At 58.1% G+C, this 16,593-nt stretch carries 19 protein-coding genes and 1 pseudogene; 9 read left to right on the top strand and 11 right to left on the bottom strand.

Annotated elements, in window-relative coordinates:
- Window positions 1-2: 2 nt before the first annotated feature.
- The 4 genes from flgK to AC2FNR_RS00245 form a co-directional block, all read right to left on the bottom strand.
- On the bottom strand, window positions 3-1,454 hold the full coding sequence (gene flgK / locus AC2FNR_RS00230; protein WP_496847570.1) for a flagellar hook-associated protein FlgK: 1,452 nt from the start codon (window positions 1,452-1,454) through the stop codon (window positions 3-5).
- A gap of 33 nt (window positions 1,455-1,487) precedes the next feature.
- On the bottom strand, window positions 1,488-2,783 hold the full coding sequence (locus tag AC2FNR_RS00235) for a flagellar hook protein FlgE (RefSeq protein WP_496847572.1): 1,296 nt from the start codon (window positions 2,781-2,783) through the stop codon (window positions 1,488-1,490).
- Between the two features lie 98 nt (window positions 2,784-2,881).
- A complete protein-coding gene (locus AC2FNR_RS00240) occupies window positions 2,882-3,718 on the bottom strand; it encodes a flagellar motor protein MotB (protein WP_496847574.1) in 837 nt (278 codons plus the stop codon).
- 83 nt (window positions 3,719-3,801) lie between these two features.
- Entirely contained in the window at window positions 3,802-5,142 is a 1,341-nt protein-coding gene (locus AC2FNR_RS00245; protein ID WP_496847576.1) for a FliI/YscN family ATPase, read from the bottom strand.
- Window positions 5,143-5,229: 87 nt separating this feature from the next.
- Here AC2FNR_RS00245 and AC2FNR_RS00250 point away from each other — a divergent pair, with 87 nt between their 5' ends.
- The 9 genes and pseudogenes from AC2FNR_RS00250 to AC2FNR_RS00290 all read left to right on the top strand — a co-directional run bounded on the left by AC2FNR_RS00250 (window position 5,230) and on the right by AC2FNR_RS00290 (window position 9,788).
- Window positions 5,230-5,616 carry a FlgB family protein gene (locus tag AC2FNR_RS00250; protein ID WP_496847627.1) on the top strand — a complete coding sequence of 129 codons (387 nt, stop codon included), beginning with the start codon at window positions 5,230-5,232 and terminating at the stop codon, window positions 5,614-5,616.
- A gap of 12 nt (window positions 5,617-5,628) precedes the next feature.
- Window positions 5,629-6,015: a flagellar basal body rod protein FlgC gene (flgC, locus tag AC2FNR_RS00255; RefSeq protein WP_480551650.1), complete on the top strand. Its 387-nt coding sequence runs from the start codon at window positions 5,629-5,631 to the stop codon at window positions 6,013-6,015.
- Between the two features lie 11 nt (window positions 6,016-6,026).
- Complete coding sequence (gene fliE, locus AC2FNR_RS00260; protein WP_170771019.1) at window positions 6,027-6,317, top strand: flagellar hook-basal body complex protein FliE; 291 nt, start codon at window positions 6,027-6,029, stop codon at window positions 6,315-6,317.
- A gap of 4 nt (window positions 6,318-6,321) precedes the next feature.
- Window positions 6,322-6,594, top strand: coding sequence for a flagellar biosynthetic protein FliQ (locus AC2FNR_RS00265; RefSeq protein WP_170353788.1), 273 nt, complete (start codon window positions 6,322-6,324; stop codon window positions 6,592-6,594).
- A complete protein-coding gene (locus tag AC2FNR_RS00270) occupies window positions 6,594-7,304 on the top strand; it encodes a flagellar hook-basal body complex protein (protein WP_496847579.1) in 711 nt (236 codons plus the stop codon). The genes AC2FNR_RS00265 and AC2FNR_RS00270 overlap by 1 nt, the downstream gene beginning before the upstream one ends.
- 21 nt (window positions 7,305-7,325) lie before the next feature.
- Window positions 7,326-8,111: a flagellar basal-body rod protein FlgG gene (flgG, locus tag AC2FNR_RS00275; RefSeq protein WP_170755363.1), complete on the top strand. Its 786-nt coding sequence runs from the start codon at window positions 7,326-7,328 to the stop codon at window positions 8,109-8,111.
- Window positions 8,111-8,527 carry a flagellar basal body P-ring formation chaperone FlgA gene (gene flgA / locus AC2FNR_RS00280; protein WP_170755364.1) on the top strand — a complete coding sequence of 139 codons (417 nt, stop codon included), beginning with the start codon at window positions 8,111-8,113 and terminating at the stop codon, window positions 8,525-8,527. The genes flgG and flgA overlap by 1 nt, the downstream gene beginning before the upstream one ends.
- Window positions 8,527-9,257: pseudogene (gene flgH, locus AC2FNR_RS00285) on the top strand (flagellar basal body L-ring protein FlgH). The gene flgA and the pseudogene flgH overlap by 1 nt, the downstream one beginning before the upstream one ends.
- A gap of 9 nt (window positions 9,258-9,266) precedes the next feature.
- Entirely contained in the window at window positions 9,267-9,788 is a 522-nt protein-coding gene (locus AC2FNR_RS00290) for a flagellar basal body-associated FliL family protein (protein WP_496847582.1), read from the top strand.
- 7 nt (window positions 9,789-9,795) lie between these two features.
- On the opposite strand, the gene AC2FNR_RS00295 is transcribed toward AC2FNR_RS00290, so the two are convergent.
- From AC2FNR_RS00295 to AC2FNR_RS00325, 7 genes are all read right to left on the bottom strand, one after another.
- Window positions 9,796-10,179 (bottom strand): hypothetical protein, encoded by a 384-nt coding sequence (locus AC2FNR_RS00295; RefSeq protein WP_496847584.1) that lies wholly within the window; start codon window positions 10,177-10,179, stop codon window positions 9,796-9,798.
- Window positions 10,176-11,264 carry a flagellar type III secretion system protein FlhB gene (gene flhB, locus AC2FNR_RS00300; protein ID WP_496847586.1) on the bottom strand — a complete coding sequence of 363 codons (1,089 nt, stop codon included), beginning with the start codon at window positions 11,262-11,264 and terminating at the stop codon, window positions 10,176-10,178. Before flhB ends, AC2FNR_RS00295 begins: the two co-directional genes overlap by 4 nt.
- Complete coding sequence (locus AC2FNR_RS00305) at window positions 11,261-12,034, bottom strand: flagellar biosynthetic protein FliR (RefSeq protein ID WP_496847588.1); 774 nt, start codon at window positions 12,032-12,034, stop codon at window positions 11,261-11,263. The genes flhB and AC2FNR_RS00305 overlap by 4 nt, the downstream gene beginning before the upstream one ends.
- Complete coding sequence (flhA, locus tag AC2FNR_RS00310) at window positions 12,031-14,118, bottom strand: flagellar biosynthesis protein FlhA (protein WP_496847590.1); 2,088 nt, start codon at window positions 14,116-14,118, stop codon at window positions 12,031-12,033. Before flhA ends, AC2FNR_RS00305 begins: the two co-directional genes overlap by 4 nt.
- 9 nt (window positions 14,119-14,127) lie before the next feature.
- Complete coding sequence (locus AC2FNR_RS00315) at window positions 14,128-14,751, bottom strand: lytic transglycosylase domain-containing protein (RefSeq protein ID WP_496847592.1); 624 nt, start codon at window positions 14,749-14,751, stop codon at window positions 14,128-14,130.
- Window positions 14,752-14,890: 139 nt separating this feature from the next.
- The gene (locus AC2FNR_RS00320) at window positions 14,891-15,370 is read right to left on the bottom strand and encodes an Lrp/AsnC family transcriptional regulator (protein ID WP_234899435.1); all 480 of its coding nucleotides are present in this window, start codon (window positions 15,368-15,370) and stop codon (window positions 14,891-14,893) included.
- Complete coding sequence (locus AC2FNR_RS00325) at window positions 15,354-16,586, bottom strand: MFS transporter (protein WP_496847628.1); 1,233 nt, start codon at window positions 16,584-16,586, stop codon at window positions 15,354-15,356. The genes AC2FNR_RS00320 and AC2FNR_RS00325 overlap by 17 nt, the downstream gene beginning before the upstream one ends.
- Between the last annotated feature and the right edge of the window lie 7 nt (window positions 16,587-16,593).

Raw genomic sequence — 16,593 nt, forward strand, 5'->3', positions numbered from 1 at the left:
GATCACAACCTCAGCAATGTTTCCATCAACTCATCCACGACCGAGATAAGCCGCGCGTTCGCTGAATAGATCTGTTCAATCTGGATCAGACGCTGAAGCTCCTGATCCGTGTCCACGCCTTGTTCTGCTTCGATCTTGGTCATCTCGAGCTGGGCGCTATTGGCGAAAGCCAGACGTTGACTGGCCGTGTGCGCATTCGCACCGGTCCTGGATAGAAGCGCCTCGGTCAGGTCGGATGCGCGCATGTCTCCGGTCCCGAAAGGGGATCCGGCTACCGGTCGCGCTTGCGATAGAGCGGCCCCGAACGCCTGCAATTGCGTGGCGTTTCCGGGGTCTCCGGGGGTTATTGCCCCTAGGCCTGCGCGCAATTTCCAGCTTTGGCCGCCGTTGTCAGGATCGACAATGGAATTCAGGTTAATCCGCGAGGCCAGCCCGGCAGGCGCGGTTGCATCAAAACGATTGCCTTCATCAGTGAACAACCCTGGATCGGTGGCCAGCGTCGTAGGGTCCAGACCCGGTGTTTCAAACCGCTCGATCAGATCGCGCGCGATCGTGTCCAGATTACCCTGGGCCTCAACAGCAAGCTCATCGCGGATTTCGAACTCAGCGGCAAGAGCACCCCCTTTGATCTGCGCGTTGTCACCGCTGGTGCGAACCGGGTTTCCGTTCATCTGCAGGCCCGACAACAAGCCGTTTGCCACAGTCATATGGGGCTTGGGCTCGCCAGTTGTGGTGAACGTAAACTCGGCTGCTGTACCTTCAAGCAAGATCAACCCTCCATCCGAGTAGATGGACACCTGATCATTGGCCCGAGGCACAACATTAACTGGAATAACCTCGTTGACTTGATCGATCAGAACCTGCCTTTGGTCCAGCAAGGCTCCAATCTCACCACCGGCGTATTTGACGGCGGGAATTTTGGCATTCAATGCCTCAATGTCGGTCAACGTCTGGTTCAGCCTGTCGATGAATCGACCAATTGACCGATCCGCGTCCGACCGCAGATCACGCAGCCCTTCCGAGGCAGCATTCAGACTGTTTGCGAGATCGCGACCCGTGCGGGCAACCTGATCCAGACGCTCTGACGAGTCGGGCAGACTGGACGCGGTAATCAAAGCGCCGTCGAAATCGGCCAGACGGGCTGCAAGGGATGTGGCGTCATCCGGGGTGCCGACAAGTCCCTCCATTCTGCTGTGAAAACCTGAAACGGTCGATTGACGTGCCAGTTCGGCATCTGCGGTGCGGCGGTTGGCTGTTAGCACAGGATCCTGGTTTCGAACCACGCCGACGGTTCTAACGCCATGGCCAGAAATCGTGTTCGTCGTCAGTTCCAAACTTCTGCGTGCATAGCCGGGCGTTAGCGCGTTGGCGATGTTTTCGGACACTACCGAGGCGCCGCGGCTGGCGGCCGTAAGACCGCCAATGGCATTGTTCAGGGCCGTCGACATGTTCATGGCACGGGTCCTTTCGCTGGGTTAGCGCCGAAATCAGCGTTTGATGTTGGTGGTTTCCTGCAGCATCTCATCGACCGTCTGGATGACTTTCGCGCTTGAAGAGTAAGCCCGCTGCGTTTGGATCATCGAGGTCAGTTCGGTCGCGACATCGGTGGTGGATTCCTCGCGCGCGAAAGAAACCAGATCACCCGTCGGACCTTCACCCGCATTCCACAAAAAGAACGTGCCGCTTTTGCGCGACGGTGCATAGGTTTGGCTGTCCAATGCCGTCAAACCGTTGGGATTTGGAACATCTGCCAACGGAATCTGGAACATACGGCGGCTGACGCCAGTGTCATAAAACGCGTAGACATAGCCGTTCTCGTCGACCTGAACACTGGTCATCGTTCCCACAGCTGACCCATCCCGAGTGATCGAAACCGGTGCAAATGTATCCGACAACTGTGTGATCCCATCTGCGTCGCCGATCTGGCCGATATTAACCTCCATCGGGCCGCCCGCTACGTTCACCACAACGCTGCCGGTGGCAGGGTCATAAGCACCGCCCGAAACTGCCGTGACGCTGGCAAGGGTGCCGCCTGCTGTCCGGCTGTCGGTAAAGGTCAAAGGATATTCCCCGATCACCGCGCCGCCCGAAGCCGAATCGCGCATGATCATCGTCCATTCATTGCTGGACCCTGTTGGGGGAACGGTGGGCACCAGTTCGATATCGATGCTTTCCGATTTGCCCAGATTGTCAAAATATTCGACGGACAGAGGTTGGCTGTCCCCAGATGCCCCTGCATCTGTTGCGGTAGCAGGCAAGTTCATCCGCAAGTTCATCTGCGTGGTTGGCGCGCCAGACAACTGATTGACACTAAGTTGAATGGGCTCCAGCGCGGCGGGCGTGTCACGTGGTACCGCCGGGATGGACCCGTCAGGATTTGCCCGCCAGCCCAGCAGAACCAAACCGGATTCGGTGACCAGATACCCCTCTTCATTGGTGCGAAACGAACCGGTTGTGGTCAACAACATCTCGTTCGAACCACCCGCGATCTGGGAACTGGGACGCACCGGTAGCATCCCACGCCCGCGTACTGCAAGATCGGTCGAGTTGTTCGTCGTTACCAGCGAGCCGCGCTGGTCGATCAGTCGCTGGCTGGTTGTGCGCACACCGCCCGCCGAATAGCTGCCGCCTTGGCCAGACGTGACCATGGAATGAAAATCAGTTTCAACACGCTTGTACCCAAAGGTGGATGAGTTGGCGATGTTGTCGGAAATCGTTGCCAACCGATTTGCATTGGCCTTCAATGCAGCCACGCCAGCATTCAATGAAGATGAAATAGTCATGGGCACGCCCTTCTGTTGCGTCAATCCTTGATGCAACAGCTAACGCGCTGGGCCTTAACAGCGCGCTAACAGGTAAAATGCGTCCTATCCTTTTCCTATCAGGAATTGCGCAGGAAGATGATCTCGATCCTGTTATTGCGCGCCGCCATTGGGTTCTCATCATGTAATTCGCGATCCGCGTGACCGGTAACCCGATCCAGTCGAACTGGTTGAACACCCTTATCCTGAAGCATCTGACGCACTTTCTGCGCCCGAGATGTCGATACTGTCCAAACCGGATTACTGGCCACCACGACCGGAAACGAGCCAACGTGACCCTCAACCGCGATATTGTTGGTAACAAGGTCCGAAGAACGGGCAACCAATAGCGCCAGAGCACGCATGATCGCAGTCGGTGTGTCGCTGCCCGAATCGAAAAGCGGTTGATCCTCTGTGTCGAACAGTTCGACCACCAACCCTTCATTGGTCACTCGCGTGACAATGTGTTTCAGCACCTTGTCCGAGACCATGCTCTCTCCGGTTCGTCCCATAAGGCGCGCTTCAAAGGTCGAGAACTCCTCGGTGCTTTGCTTGCCCCCTTCATTGGCGACACCGATCAACCCCCGTGCCTGACGGGCGGCGGTGGGGCTGCGCTGACTGGCACCCGAGCCATCCATGACCATGGTCAATTCCGAGAACATATTGTTGCCGCCAAAGGCCCCATCACCCCCGCCCGAGACCGGATTCACCGGGATCGTCGGCGAAAAGTAATCCGCCAAGCCTTTGCGTTGTTTTTCCGTCGTTGCGTTCAGCAGCCACATCAACATGAAGAACGCCATCATGGCCGTGACAAAGTCGGCATATGCCACTTTCCACGCGCCACCGTGGTGGCCATCGCCACCTGACACACGTTTCTTCTTGATGATGATTGGCGCCGCATTGGATTGCGCACCCATCTCCACCACCTTTTCTATCACCCGACTACAGGGGTAGCCGGGCAGGTCTTAAGGTGGGCTTAACACTTAAAACTGTTCGGATTTCACTGTCGCGCCAGCGTGGACCCGGCCCGTCGCAGGATAAGCTGCAGGTGGTTGAAGCTGTTCTTGATTCCATCTGATTCAGATTTAGCAAAGAAAGCATCCAGTTCCTCATGCACCCGCACGGCCTGATCCAGCAGCGGATCCGCGCCCTCGGAATAAAGCCCCGCTTTGATCATCACCTCGGATTGCTCATAGCTGCCGACCAGCTTGCGGGCCTCGGCGATCATGCGGTTTTCATCCTCGGACGCGGCACCCGGCAGGCTGCGCGAGACTGAGCGGCTGAGGTCAATGGCCGGGAATCGCCCGCGCTCGGCAATTTCGCGGCTCAGGACAATATGGCCGTCCAGCACGCCGCGCAGAATGTCGGCCACGGGTTCGTCCATGTCCGATCCGGCCACCAGAACACTGAACACGGCGGTGATGTCGCCCTGTTCCGCCGTCCCCGGTCCGGCGCGTTCGCATAGACCGGCGATCAGCGGTGTAACCGACGGAGGGAAACCGCGCAGGGACGGGGATTCGCCCATGGCGACGGCGATTTCGCGGTGAGCTTCGGCAAAACGGGTCACCGAATCGGCCAGAAACAGCACGTTCAGCCCTTGATCGCGCAGATATTCAGCCACCGCCATCGCCGACCAGGCGCAGCGTCGGCGGGCCAGCGCGGACTGGTCCGAGGTCGCGGCCACCACAACCGACCGTTTCATCCCCTCGTGCCCAAGCGCGTGTTCGACGAATTCATTCACCTCGCGCCCACGTTCCCCAACCAACGCGACGACAACGGCATCCGCCTGTATCGACTTGGCCAGCGTGGCCAGCAGCGTCGACTTACCCACGCCCGAGCCCGCAAACAGCCCAACGCGCTGCCCTTGCACCACCGGCAGCATGGTGTTGAGCATTGCCAACCCCGTCTCCATCCGCGCGCCCAGCGGTTTTCGGGCCACGGCGGGGGGCGGGGCCTGCATGATGTCGCGCTCCAGCGTACCAGAGAGCAGAGGTTTGCCATCCAGTGGTTTCCCGAACGGATCGACCACCCGTCCAAGCCAATGCATCCCCGGCGCAAACTCAGGCGTCTGCTCTAGAATCACCCGGTCGCCCAGACAAACACCATCGGGCGCGGCCGCGGGCATCATATGAATCAAATCCGATTCGACATGCAGCACCTCCCCGCCCAGATCCGGACCGCTGCGTCGCCGAAGGGTCAGGTGGTCGCCGATCCGTGCCTGCCCTTCAAGTCCTTGAATTTCAACAACTCCACGCGCCACGCTGGACACGCGCCCCATATGACGAACGGCGGAAAGACGGTCGAATCCGCATTTCAGCAAGCTTGGGTCGAGATCGGACATCGTGGGTTCTCCAACGGGTTTCTGAAAACGGTTTCTAAAGGAATCGGGGTTAAGCCTTGATTGAAATTGATCGAGGGAGAAGCCCCGATGTTCTATGACCTGAACGTCTTTAAGACAGCGCACGCAATGGCAACCCATGCCGGGCAACGGCAGGCGGTAATTGCGCGCAACATGGCCAATGCGGATACGCCGGGCTACCGGCCCCGCGATCTTGAGGCTTTTCAAAAAGCATTTGAAATGATCGGGCGCGAGGGGGCGATGACCGCCACGCGCGCCGGGCATCTGAACGGCAACAACGCGTCGCAGCCCTGGGCCGAATATGACGTCGCGCCCTCGGGCGATCCCAACGGCAACGGTGTCTCCGTCGAGGAAGAGATGTTCAAGGCGGTCGAGGTCAAGCGCCAGCATGACCGCGCGCTGACCATCTACAAATCCTCGATGAACATCCTGCGCACTAGCCTCGGTCGGTCATAAGGAGGCAAACAGATGAGTGATTTTTCCCATTCCCTTGCCGCCTCGACCAGCGCCCTGCGCGCGCAATCGGCGCGTCTGCGACATGTGTCTGAGAATATTTCGAACGCTGATACGCCGGGCTATCGCCGCAAGACCGTGCCGTTTGAAAACGTGCAGAAAGACGGACGCGAGGTGGTACAGGCCGGGCGGGTCAAGCTGGACCGCCGCGACGCGTCGCGCGTTTACGACCCCGGTCATCCGATGGCGGATGAGACCGGCCATTATCGCGGCTCGAATGTCGATCTGATGATCGAGATCGCCGACGCCCGCGAGGCACAGCGCAGTTACGAAGCCAATCTCAAGATGTTCGACCAGACACGTCAGATGTCGTCGAGCCTGATGGAACTCCTCAGAAAATAAAGGACACCAGAATGGATATCCGAGCCCTCAATGCTGCCCAGAACTATACTGGCGCGCGCCCTGCAACGCAGGCCGATCCCGATCACGCCGGAATGGCGCAAGGATTGCGCAGTACGTTTCAGGATTTCGCCGCGACGCTGAAACAGTCCGAGGCCATCTCGCAGACCGCGATGACCGGCCAGGCTGATCCGCACGCGCTGGTGCAGGCGCTGGCGCAGACCGAACTGGCGGTCGAGACGGCCGTGGTCGTGCGCAACAAAGTGGTCGAGGCCTATCAGGAAATCCTGCGGATGCCGGTCTGACGCGATGCTCAGCGAAGGTCTGTTCTATGACATCGTGCGTCAGGCGCTGTGGGTCGCGGTGATCACCTCGGTCCCGATCCTGGCTGTGGCGCTGGTTTCGGGCCTGATCGTGGGCCTGTTCCAGGCGCTGACCTCGGTGCAGGAGATGACGCTGACCTTCGTGCCCAAGCTGATCGCCATCGTCATCGTGTTCTGGATTTCCATGGGGTTCATGACCCAGACGCTGGTGACGTTTTTCACCACAACCCTTGTCCCGCTGATCGCCGGAGGTCGCTGATGGATACCGCCTATACCACCTTGTCCCGCCAGTCGGGGCTGATGAACGAAATGCGGCTGGTGGCGAACAATATCGCCAATGCCAACACCACCGGATACCGCGCGCAAGGCTTGGTGTTTTCCGAATTCGTGCGCGACATGCCCGGCAATCCGTCCTTGTCAATGGCGCGGGCCGAGGTGCGCAACACGTCATTGCAGCAAGGGGTTCTGACTGAGACTGGGGGCGATTTTGATTTCGCCATCGAAGGCGATGGATTCTTCATGGTCGAAACTCCGGCCGGCAATCGATTGACACGGGCAGGGGCGTTCTCGCCAAGCGCCGAGGGAGATTTGGTCACGATGGATGGCCACCGTGTGCTGGATAGCAACGGCGCGCCGGTTTTTGTACCCCCCGACGCGGCCTCGATCGACGTCGGCAGTGACGGCACCCTCAGTATCCAGGGGCAATTGCTGGGACAGCTTGGTGTCTACCGGGTCGAAGATCCCAAGTCCCTGGTGCGCGAAGGCAGCACGCAGTTCCGTAACGAAGGCGACGTAGTGCCAATCGAAGAGCCGGTGATCGTTGATCGCTTTCTCGAAGGGTCCAACGTCAACGCGATCGAACAAGTGACACGGCTGGTCGAAATCCAGCGCGCCTATGAGCTGGGCCAGAGCTTTCTTGAAACCGAAGACGAACGGGTGCGGGGCGCGCTCAAAGCGCTAATGCGCTGACATTAGAACGGAGGATCTGACATGCGAGCATTGAAAATCGCAGCGACGGGCATGACCGCGCAGCAAATGCGGGTCGAGACGATCTCGAACAACCTCGCGAACATGAACACTACAGGCTACAACGCCCGCCGGGCTGAGTTTGCTGATCTGCATTATCAGCAAATGGCGCGCGCCGGATCTGTGAACGCTAATGACGGCACAGTTCTGCCTACGGGCATTCAACTTGGCCTTGGCGTGCGGCCTGCTGCCGTCACCGTACAATTGGCGCAGGGTGCTTTGTCCGCCACCGGCAGCGATCTTGATGTGGCTGTGGAGGGGCGCGGCTATCTGGAAGTCACGTTGCCCAATGGCCAATCGGCATTTACCCGCGATGGCAGTTTGAAGCGATCTGCTGAGGGGCTGATCGTCACCTCGGACGGGTTCGCTGTTGCGCCCGAAATCACCATTCCAGACGATGCAAGATCGATCTCGATTAACGCATCGGGCGAGGTCTATGCCTATTTCGACGACGCGCCAGAAGGTCAGCTGTTGGGTGAATTCACATTGGCCAGCTTTTCGAACGCCAAAGGTCTGGAGGCGATCGGCAGCAATCTGTTCAAAGAGACCGAGGCTTCGGGCGCGCCCGTAGTCGGCACTCCGGGTGAGGACGGATTGGGCACGTTGCGGCAAGGTTACCTCGAGGACAGTTCCGTCGACGCCGTGCGTGAGGTCACCGAACTGATCGAGGCCCAACGGGGCTATGAAATGAACGCCAAAGTCATCTCTGCTGTTGATCAGATGATGGGCGCGACGACACAGGTGCGCTGATGCGGACATTTCTTTTGATCCTTGCCCTGGCGGGGCCCTCTGCGGCGCTTGCCGATATCGTCGTACCAACCCGCACAATTCGCGCGAAAGAGATCATCGCGCCCACCGACCTTGTCACCAAGGAACAGGACGTTCCCGGAGCGGTTGCGACCCCGGATATTCTGGTGGGACAGGAAGCGAGAGTGGCGCTTTATCCCGGTCGCCCCATTCGCGCGGGTGACTTCGGCCCACCCGCACTCGTGGACCGCAATGACCTGGTGGTTCTAGTTTTTGACCGCCAGCCTCTGTCAATCACTGCCGAAGGACGCGCGTTGGGGCGTGGGGCTGTTGGCGACCGGATCCGAGTGATGAATCTGTCGTCCCGAACCACCGTGACCGGTCTCATCCGGCTCGACGGTCAAATCGAGGTAAAATGATGTCAGGACTTGCCAAAACAGTTCTTTTGGGCGCGCTTGCTTTGTCGGCCTGTGGCCGCGTGGATCATCTGGGCAAACCGCCCAGTTTTACTCCGAACGAGGATTCTCCGGAACATGTCGCGATGCTCTGGCCGGGTTTGCCACTGCATACTCAACCGCAGCGGCCTGTTGACCAATCATCGCTTTGGACCGGGGGGCAGAAATCGCTTTTGGGGGATCAGCGCGCCATCAAAAAGGCGATATCTTAACTGTTGTCATCGAACTTGACGAAAAAGCTGAAATTTCGAACGACACGAACCGGTCTCGGTCCGGGTCTGAAAATCTTGAGATACCGGGTCTGTTTGGCCTGCCGCAGAGGGCGCTGGAACAACTGCCTGAAGGGGCGTCTCTGGATGAAGCGGTTTCGATCGATTCGGCGTCGTCCAGTCGTGGGAAGGGCTCGGTTAAACGCAAGGAAAAGCTGACATTGCGGGTCGCCGCGACTGTTATCGATGCGCTTCCCAACGGTGTGCTGGCCATTTCCGGTTCACAAGAATTGCGAGTGAATTTCGAACTGCGAGAGCTGCTGGTCACAGGCTATGTGCGCCCGCAGGATATCTCGCGACAGAATGAAATTACCTATGACAAAATCGCCTCGGCGCGCGTGTCTTATGGTGGCCGTGGCCAGATTACCGACGTCCAGCAGCCCCGCTACGGGCAGCAGGTCCTTGATACACTTTTGCCGTTCTGAGGTCGCGCTTTGATTAAGAAACTTCTTCCCGTTATTTTTCTGTTGGTTGGTCTCGGTGGCGGTATCGGCGCAGGCGTCGTTCTGTCACCGTCGGACGAGGTAAAGCCAAGCGACGCGAAAAAAGCGGACAAAGCCGACAAGACCGAAGCAAAAGAAAAAAAGAAAGACGCCAAATCCAAATCGGCTGACAAGAAAGGCAAGTCAGGCGGGATGGAGTATCTGAAGCTTACCAAACAATTCGTAATTCCGGTTGTCGAGGCCGAACGGATCTCGGGCATGGTTACGATGTCACTGAGCCTTGAAGCGGATGGCGGGATATCCGACAGTTTTTATGCGATTGAGCCCAAGCTGAGGGATCGTTTCCTGCAGGTCTTGTTCGATCACGCCAACATGGGTGGATTTGATGGCAACTTCACCACCTCTGATAATCTTGATTTATTGCGCAAGGCTTTGCTTGAGGTGGCGCAGAAGGATCTTGGGAAAAGCGTTCAAAACGTGCTGATTACGAGCGTCAACCGACAGAACATCTGAAACCGGGCTAATAGGTCTGTTTCTTGCCGAGCGCCAAACGGCGTTCGGCTTTTTGCATTTCGGACAGTCTTTCTACGGCTTGTTGCCGCCCGAATGCCAACCGCAAGGCATCCATCGAGGCAAGCTTTTGCGCCGTGACGCGAGCAAGTTCCATGTTCAGTTGACGCCGCGTCCGGGACTCCCATCCACTCCACAAGACGTCAGTACCGGTCACTTGGTATCCTTTGGTTTGTCTCGCGTCGACGCGCGATTTCTGGACCTGACCGTCCAGCCGTGACAGCTGTTGCTTGATCCGTGCTTCCTCTTCGAGCACAGGTTTCAGGTTTTGGTATTCCTTCTGAAAAGCGGCCTCGGTCGCCGCGCTGATATCCGCATATTTCGTTGATTTCATCTGATCTGTTCCTTCGCGCGTTTGCGCATCGTTTCGGCAAAGCGAATGGCAGCGGCGACCGGGCGGTAGAGTTCCTCCGGGATTTCCTGACCGATCTCGACGGTGGCGTGCAATGCCCTTGCGGTTGGCGGATCAGAATGGATGGGGACACCTGCCGTCCCGGCAGCCGACCGGATCGAGGCCGCAACCTCATCCACACCTTTGGCCACACAAACGGGGGCAGACCCTGTTTTGCGAGACCATTTCAACGCTACCGCAAAGTGGGTTGGGTTCACGATCACCACATCTGCCCTCGGAACGTCAGCCATCATCTGGTTTGTGGCAATGTCCTGAGCTCTCTGCCGCCGTTGTTGTTTAACATGGGGATCGCCTTCGGCATCTTTGGTTTCGTCCTGGATTTCCTTGCGCGACATGCGGTTCTTCCGGATGTGCTCGGCATATTGCCAGAAATAGTCCACGGCTCCGATCACAAGGGCGATCACTACGACGATGAAAAGGAATCGAAGCAGCAGGTTTATCATCAACAATAAGGATGATTGTACCGGTGCAGCGCTTGCCGACAGGATATCGTCCAGGTTTGCACGCAAAAACAAGGCGAGGCAGGTTCCATAAATTGTCAGTTTTACAAAGCTCTTGGCGAATTCGAACAGGCCTCCACGCCCGAACTTGTTCTTGGCGTTGGACAGCACCGAAACGCGCGACAGTTTGGGTTTGAGTTTGGTCGGTGCGAAGATCAGCGCGCGCTGGGCGATCAGGCTGAGTAGAACGGCCGCAGCAGGTAACGCAAACAGAACGGAAACTGCGGCGAGGGTGGTCTTGAGCATCCCGCCAACAGGGTTGACAGAAGGGCCTTGGACCAACAGACCTGAAAGGTCGTCTGCTTGATCAATCAGAACGACAAAGACGGTCCCAAGCTGTTGCACACCGTATTGGCCCGCGGCCAACATTGCCAAAAGAAATCCGGAATATGCGGCAACGACAGACAGGTCATTGGATTTTGCAACCTCGCCCTTTTCGCGTGCCTTCTGCAGCTTTTGCGGGGTTGGTTCAAAGGACTTGTCGCTTTCGTCGTCACCAGCGCTCATCTGGTGGCCCCCAACGGGTTGGCAATGAAGGCGAACAGGGCGTCCGACCACACAGACAGGATCAAGGGTGCTCCGGCAAAAAGAAGAAACAGGCCCGCAAATGTGATCGCAGGCGCACCGACGAAAGCGACCATGAATTGGGGCATGGCGCGGTTGATGACGCCAAGCGCGAGGTTATAGATCAGTGAGGCAATCACAAATGGCATTGCCAGGCTAAAGGCCAGCGCAAAACTCTGGGCGATGTTGCGAACGCCCCAGTGCGAGAGATCCGATGCCGCAGGCGCGGTGCCCATTGGAAACAGCATGTAGCTGTGGATCAGAAACTCGGCTACACGGACATGCAGACCAAGCAATACCGCAAGGGTCAACCCGGCAAGCGTCAGCATGTATCCCATGGCCGGAACAGGATCGGCTGCGGCTCCTCCAAGAATTTGGGAAAGGGAGGTGGCCTGCGCTGCAATAGATCCCGCCGTTTGCAGGGCCAGCACGAACAGACGCAGCCCCAACCCCAGAACCATCCCGACCAGAATTTCCGTTCCGATAAGTCGGACAAGAGGCAGCAAGCCTGTTCCACCTTCAGGGGGCGGCGCGGCTGGGCTAACCACCAATGTAAAAGCAACCGCGATGCCAAGTTTTACGCGGGTTGGGATGCTTCGCTCTCCAAATGCTGGCAGCAAAGAGACCAGTGCCGAGACCCTCAGAAACACGGCAAACAGGTGCCAAAGCCCGTCCCCCAACTGGGGCAATAGCTCGAGCGGGAGGGCGATCACGCGGGAACCGTTCCAACAAGGGCCGGTCGTGCTTCCAGACCGATTTCTTCAAAAGACAGGACCGGGTTGGAAATGCCACGGGCGCGCATGATCGTGCGCAATAGCCTACGTCGCCGGGTCGAGGTCACAACTGCTGGGAATAGCCCGTGATCGGCGGATTGCGCGACGCTGTCCACGACACCATCGGCCAGTTTGTTGAACAGGTTTGGCGGCAAAGCTACGTCCAGACCGGCATTGGGTGCGTCGATCTGGTAGGTGACGAATGTGTCCTCCCATTCTGGCGCCAGCTGAATCAGGGGAATCGATCCATCCTCGCGCTTCATTTCGGCGACCAGTTGAAAGCCCAAGCGTTGCCGAACCAGTTCGCAGATACCTTCGGGCTGGGTGGTGGTCAGGCGCGCCTCGGCCACGCTTTCCAAAATCAGGGCCATGTTGCGAATCGAGACCCGCTCGTCCAGCAACAACCGCAACACCGCGTGCAGCGTGTCGATGGGCACTTTATCCGGTATCAACTCATCCAATAGTTTGCGGTTGGCCTCGGCCCGAACAGGATCACTTAGCTTGGTCATTTCAGACAGCAGGCGGCGCAGGGATTTCAGCGTCAGCAGGCGCGAGAAATTCTGCTTGATGATCTCAAGCAAATGAGTCGCCAGAATCTCGGGTGGAGAGACGATGGTGGCACCACTCATTGCAGCGGCTTCTTGATCTTTGGGCAAGATCCAGCGGGCGGGTGCACCATAAACCGGCTCGGTCACGTCATTGCCGTCGGGCAACAGGTCATGTCCGTCTTGTACCAGCGCCAAAACCAGATCGGGGTTCAGAACCCCGCGTGCCTGTTCGACGCCTTGAACCTTCACCACATAGGTCCCCATGGGCAGATCCGCCCGGTCAGTCAGGCGAATGTCCGGAAGGATCAGCCCGAAGGTTGAGGCGACATAGGTCCTCATATTGGCGATCCGTGCATCAAGACCGGTACCGGGGTTCAGAACCATGCTGACAAGGTCGGGCGCGAATTCCAGATGCACATCGTCCAGGTCGAGAATGTCCCCAATGGCCTGTGAAACGGGTGTGTCTGTATCCGGTGTCGCAGCCATCGCCGCATCGTCAGCCGCTTTTTGCTTTTGGTAGACGCTATATGCGGTGTACCCCAAGACCCCGGCACCGATGATGAAGGGCAGGAACGGTAACCCCGGCACCAGCGCAAACAGAACCATCAGAACTGCAACGGTACCAAGCGCCGCCGGGTGGCGGCCAAGCTGCGAGAACAACGCGCTGTCGGTTGCGCCCTGCGTTCCGCCACGCGCCAGCAGCAGCGCGGATGCGATCGATATGATCACGGCCGGAATCTGCGTAACCAGACCATCGCCTACGGTGAGAATCGCATAGGTTTCAAACGCCGAAGAAACCGGCATCCCATGGACGATGACCCCCATGATCAGTCCCATCACAAGGTTTAACAACGTGATCAGCAGACCCGCAACCGCGTCTCCTTTGACGAATTTCGATGCACCATCAAGTGAGCCGAAAAAGGTAGTCTCTTGCTGTTCCCGTTCGCGCCTTTCCTTGGCCTGTTGATGGTCGATGGCACCGGCGGACATGTCGCTGTCGATGGCCAGTTGCTTGCCCGGCATCCCGTCCAGCGCAAAGCGCGCGCCGACTTCGGCCATGCGGGCGGCGCCCTTGGTGATGACCATGAAATTCACGATCAGCAGCACGCCGAATACCACGAGACCCAAAAAGATGCTGCCGCCCATGACGAAGTTAGCAAACCCCTCAATCACGTCGCCCGCGGCGTTGGGACCGGTATGGCCCTGACCGATGATCAGCTTGGTCGAGGACACGTTCAGCGATAACCGCAACATAAGTGAGGCCAGCAGGATCGTCGGGAAGGATGAGAAATCCAGCGGCCGCTCGACAAACAGGGTCAGCGTAAAAATCAAAATGGCCAACGCGAACGAGGCCGCCAACCCAACGTCCAGTACCCAGGCTGGCATCGGCAGGATCATCATCACGATGACCGTCATCAGAGCCACTGCCAGCATAACGGTCGGGGAAAACAGGGAACGGGCGTCGATCTTGGGCACGCGAGGCTCCTAGTTGAAGGAAATGAAGGCAGAGGCAGATCCGGTCGCCGGCATCAGCGACCCAAGCGCGCCAGCGGGCGCTTGATCGGCCCGCAGCGGGATCAGCGGAGACGCCGATCCGGTAAACGGATCGCGTGACGCGATGGCGCGTGTTTCGTTGTAGTCCAACTGCGCCAAGACACGCTGGAACCTATCAGAATAGGTCTGTGCCAAATGGGGTGTGCGCGAGTGGTATGCCCCCGCAGCCGCGGTCCACGAGCCGAGCTCAGCATAAAGATCTTTCAGGAACCGTGCGGCGTAAGTGGCGTTTTCATCGGGGTCAAACATTGCGTCGATGGACCGGAACGCCTTGCCATGCCAGCGGTAGTTGATCTGGAAACATCCAATGTCAAAGCTGCGTTCTCCTGCCTTGAAGATATTGAAAACATAAGACTTTGCCTCAAACTCGGATTTGAACCAAAAGCCCTTTCCTTCGACATTGATGGCCCATGGCCAAGGCGAAAGCCGTCCGTCAATGGCGCGGCCTGTTTCAACGCGTGTTATGGCGTGCAACACCTCAAACGGGACGCCTTCGGACGTAGCCGCGCGCTGGGCGGCCCGATCGCATATGTCTGCGGTGGGGGGGTTGGGCATGGCGAGCGCCTGTTGGCCCACGCAAAGCGCAAGCGCCAAAAGTCCTTGTATTGTTCGATGGGGCATTCTGCCGGTCCGGGATTCTGATCAGTCCGGGTCAGGTTAGCTGCGGCAGGGTTTACAGAGGGTTAGCGCCCAGTCATTTCCGGTCGATCCTGCGGCCAAAAACAACGCTGGTATTGGTGCGCAGAACACCGGGGATTTTAGCCAATTCGTCAACCAGAATGTCCAGATCCTCGATTCTGGGGGCTTCGGCGGACAGAAGCAGGTCAAACTCGCCATTGATTGACAGACACCGCTTGACCTCGGGGTAAGCCTCAAGCCGTTTGATGATGCGGGTCGTCTCTTTTTGTTGGACTTCCAGCAACACCACGACCTGAACACGCGGGGTGTCTTCGTCCTTGTTGAGTACAACGGAATACCCTGCGATGACTCCGCTTTCCTCCATCCGCCTGATCCGCTCATGCACGGTTGTGCGTGCCAACCCAAGTTTGGCTGCGATCTTGGTAGTTGATTCCCGCGCGTTGTGTTGCAGGGCGGCGATGATACGACGGTCCAGTTGATCCATAACGCCAAGGTGTAAGGCAGAGTGGGGTACAGCCTCAAGGCTTGGGCGCATCTTTACCTGCGGTCCCCTCGGGTGATTTTTCAGGCCACAGCACACTGACAATGACAAGACCAGCAAACGCAGCAATGGTCATCCAAGTCAGCGTCACTGCCGTGCATTTCGTTGTCATCAGCCAACCGGCCAATGGATAAAGCATCAGCCAGCACAGATGTGACAGTGTAAACTGCGCGGCAAAAACGGCCGGGCGGTCTTCTGGTTTCGCGGATCGGGACAGTAAGCGCCCGGACGGTGTCAGGGTGGACGAATACCCAAACCCAACGCAGGCCCAGATCAAGGCGAGTGTAGGGAGTGTTATCGGGAAATTGGCAAACAGATAAGCAGCCATGGCCATGAAAATTGTGCCTGTGGTGGCCCCGAACAGCATAACCGAGCGGTCCCGAAACCTGTTCAGCAAAGATGGCAGAGTGATGGCTGCCAGCATTGATCCCCCTCCGAATCCGGCCAAAGCCAGTGCGACTGCGCTTTCCGGTAACCCCATATCGGTGCGCACGATGACGACTGTGTTCACGATGACCATCGCGCTGAGGGCGGCAGCGGTCCACGTCAGGGCCAGCAGCGCCCGCAGACGCGGAGTGTTCAGGTAGATACGAATGCCACGGGTTGTGCGGTCGTAGATCCCGCGGGGCCGTGTCGGCATGGGCGAAGGCAAGGCGACCGAAACGACCAGCAGAGCAGAAGCGACAAAGCCCAAGGCGGTGCCCCAGAACAGGTTGTCGAAGCTGACGATAGTCAGCAAAGCTGCAGCCAAGGATGGGCTCAGGACACTTTCCATATCATAGGCCAGCCGGGACAGCGAAAGGGCCTTGGTATAATCCTGTTCGTCGGTCAACACGTCGGGGATGGTGGCCTGAAAGGCTGGAGTGAAACCGGCAGACGCCGATTGCAGGATGAAGATCAGCACATAGACCTGCCAGACTTCGGTTACGAAGGGCAGGAACACCGCGACGGCTGCGCGCACGATATCCAGCACAACAAGCATTTTGCGCCGATCGACGCGCTCGGCAAATGCCGCAGCCAGTGGTGCTACGGTGACATAGGCTACCATTTTGATTGTCAAAACAGTTCCAAGCACCAATGCTGCAGCGTCTTGTGCGAGGTCATAGGCCAGCAAACCCAAGGCAATTGTTGCCAACCCGGTTCCGGTCAAGGCCGCGACCTGTGCGGCCAGCAAGTGGCGGTAGGTTCGGTTGCGCAGCACGCTCAGCATTTGCGAT

This window comes from Ruegeria sp. SATB045, from assembly GCF_059613525.1.